The sequence below is a fragment of the Tenebrionibacter intestinalis genome (assembly GCF_016632365.1).
Classification (GTDB): domain Bacteria; phylum Pseudomonadota; class Gammaproteobacteria; order Enterobacterales; family Enterobacteriaceae; genus Tenebrionibacter; species Tenebrionibacter intestinalis.
Map to the genome: position 1 here is coordinate 1 of NZ_JAEPBH010000095.1, position 2703 is coordinate 2703.

At 50.8% G+C, this 2703-nt stretch carries 4 protein-coding genes and 1 pseudogene; 2 read left to right on the plus strand and 3 right to left on the minus strand.

The genetic code is table 11. The annotated features are described in order from the left end of the window. Positions 1–1188, minus strand: a pseudogene (locus JJB97_RS17635) (hemagglutinin repeat-containing protein); the annotation flags it as partial. A 418-nt stretch (positions 1189–1606) separates the two neighbouring features. On the opposite strand from JJB97_RS17635, the gene JJB97_RS18865 reads away from it, so the two are divergent. Together JJB97_RS18865 and JJB97_RS17645 are read left to right on the plus strand one after the other, a co-directional pair. Next, positions 1607–1816 (plus strand): SymE family type I addiction module toxin, encoded by a 210-nt coding sequence (locus JJB97_RS18865; RefSeq protein ID WP_451923558.1) that lies wholly within the window; start codon positions 1607–1609, stop codon positions 1814–1816. A gap of 14 nt (positions 1817–1830) precedes the next feature. Then, positions 1831–1968, plus strand: a complete 138-nt coding sequence (locus JJB97_RS17645) for a hypothetical protein (RefSeq protein WP_238715385.1) — start codon at positions 1831–1833, stop codon at positions 1966–1968. Between the two features lie 42 nt (positions 1969–2010). Here JJB97_RS17645 and JJB97_RS17650 read toward each other — a convergent pair whose 3' ends face one another. Both JJB97_RS17650 and JJB97_RS17655 read right to left on the minus strand, forming a co-directional pair. Next, positions 2011–2355 carry an immunity 8 family protein gene (locus tag JJB97_RS17650; RefSeq protein WP_238715386.1) on the minus strand — a complete coding sequence of 115 codons (345 nt, stop codon included), beginning with the start codon at positions 2353–2355 and terminating at the stop codon, positions 2011–2013. 2 nt (positions 2356–2357) lie between these two features. After that, the coding region (locus tag JJB97_RS17655; protein WP_238715387.1) for a hypothetical protein at positions 2358–2703 on the minus strand (346 nt) is incomplete at its 5' end.

Below are 2703 nucleotides of genomic sequence, written 5' to 3' on the forward strand. Positions count from 1 at the left end.
GGTTGCGGTCGCTGCACTGTTAAGGTTCAGGTCATTGCCCGCCGCCAGTTGTGCGGTTTTACCTGCGTCGATAGTGCTACTGCTGCCCTGGTTTGAGGTGGATGACGAACGGGTGTCTTTTTTCCCCCAGAAACCCGAATGGCTGCTGCTGTCGGTTATCTGATTGGCGGCAATGTTGATGTTCGAGCCTGCCCCTATCGCCAGATCGCCGCCTGCGGCCACGTTCGCCCCTGTGATGTTGATATCATTCGCCGCATCCATATACAGGCCATCGCTGGCACTGATGGAGGCGGTTTGCCCGACGTCGGTGCCGCTGACATGCACGTTTCCACGACGGCTGTCACCGCCCACGCTCCACTGCTGCGCTTGGGTGATGTTGTTAATGCTGCCGTCCGTGCTTTCCAGTTGCACGGTTTTGCCGCTAATCGACGAGCCGATGTTATTGATATTGCCCAGCGCGCTCAGGTTCAGCCCACCGCCCGCTTTGATAAGCCCGGCGTTAAGGTTGCTCAGGCTGTTGCTGCTGTTGATGGCAAGACCGTTCTGCGCCAGCAGCGCGCTGCCGCTGTTGGTGACGCTGCCGCCCGCCAACTGCACGTTGTTGCCGCTAATCACGCTGCCGCTCTGCACCGTCACGTCTTTTGGCGACAGATACACTTTCGGCACCATCACGATCTGGCCGTTAATGGTCGCGGTTTCATACCACAGGATACTGTGGTCGAGCGCCGCCACCTGGTCTGCGGTCAGCGCCACGCCAAACTTCAGGCCGAGCGAACTCTGCGCGTCGGCGGCGTTGTCCATCAGGTAACGCATCTGGTCAAGGTCGGAGCCCAGGCCGTTGATATAGCGCGTTCCGGTCTGGTTCAGCACGGTGTTCGACACATAGCGCGTATCAAACGCCGCATCGCCGAGGAAGCGATAGTCCTTGTCCGGGTTCAGGCTGAGGCGGCCCAGCATGTACGACGAACCGAGGAACTGATTCATGTCGGTGTACTGGCTGCCCGTCTCGCGTGGGGCAGCACCTGGGTTCATGTCCAGCAGCTTGTACAGATCGCCAAACAGCGACGGATCGAGCTGGCCCAGGCCATCAAGTTTTGGGTTCACGGTGATGAGGTAAGGGCTGTCCGGATCGGTGGACGGCACGAAGTAGCCGTTGTTGCCGGACGGCAGGGGGTAGTTGTCGTTCAGAATGAAAGAACGTTTCTACAGAAACAGCTAAAAATGCAACGTTACATTAATCAGTAATATTTCCTGAAGCGGCCTCGCAGATATTAATTTTGTTCATTCATCCAGTGCTGTATTTTTATTCAGCAAGGTATAATGGACGCAACAAAGCAACCGAAAGACCACAACAGGAAAATCGATAAAATAGAAAGTTCTGATTATTAAAGAGCGCGACATGAAAGTGTTACCAGCACTTCCATGCCGCTGACCACAAGCAACTTCCGAGGAGTTGAATATGGCTGACACCAATCTTAAGCCAGGAACCACTATTGCCAAAACACAATCGAAACTTTTGGCAGGTAATACAGAAAAACACGAGCCAGTACGCAAAAATAACGATCGCAGCTTGCCTGAGAAAGCAGAACCCAAAGTATTAAGGGATATGACGGTCAGCTACGTCAGCATTCGTCATTACGATCGCAAAACCAACAGAACGAAACGCTACACCCGTAGCGCCAGCCTGCGCCTGAACGGCACCTGGATGGAGGAAGCCGGATTTACCACAGGTACCAAAATTAATGTTCGCGTGATGCCGGGTTGCCTGGTGATCACTGCCNATTTACCACAGGTACCAAAATTAATGTTCGCGTGATGCCGGGTTGCCTGGTGATCACTGCCTGCCCAGCCGAAACTCCGTTGATGAAAGTGCTCAACAGCACTACCCATTTGCCTGAAAAAGAACAACAGCAGGTAATGATGTTTTTGCAGGGCGTGGCAGCTAAGTTGGCGATTGAGTCTACTTGAATGAGTTAAAAGCTTCCGCCTGACAAGGGCGGGAGCTTTAGATTAAGACTGATAATCCTCATATTCCCAAGCAAAAACGCGGGAGAGTTTTTGTGCCACCTGCATCCAATCTTTACCCTCACACTGCTCTATATAATCTGTAATGGTCTTTTTGATCTCATCCAGAGCGTATTTGCGGACCAAAAGTGTATGACGCATCAGCTCTGGCAACCAATGGTGCTTACAAAGCCATTCAGGGGTGCAGATAAAAACATCGAAGTTATCTCCTCCAGATGAATCAATAGCACCGATTGTTAAGGTCAGGGTTATCGCTGTTTCATCAACTTCAGCTTGATATGTATTAAAGTCATAGTGAGCACAATCAATATTTTTCAGTATCGCTTTCATTTCTAATCCAAAATATTTAGATGGCCATTCCCAACTTTAATTGGTTTGCCTGACGAGTTGATTTCATAAGTTTCAAAGTTTGCCTGTGTTCCCGTTGTGGCAAAAGGAGAATCTTTCGCAGAAGGTGGTCGGTATCCACGTGTACCATCAGCACTAATCCAACCACCGCCGCTAGTTTGTTTTGCGCCATCACCAAGCCATATTTGACCTAATCTGTCAGCTTCATCTCGTGATCCCTGCCCCATCGAAAAGTCTTTTTTACCTGACCCATCACCTTTAATAGCAATTTCCAATCTCGGGTCCTGATTAGCAATATTACTCAGATTCTGCTGAACCAAATCGTCTTTC

Bases quoted from the DNA above. Each gene is read 5' to 3' on its own strand.
- JJB97_RS17650 (WP_238715386.1), bottom strand. From the start codon at position 2,355: ATGAAAGCGATACTGAAAAATATTGATTGTGCTCACTATGACTTTAAT.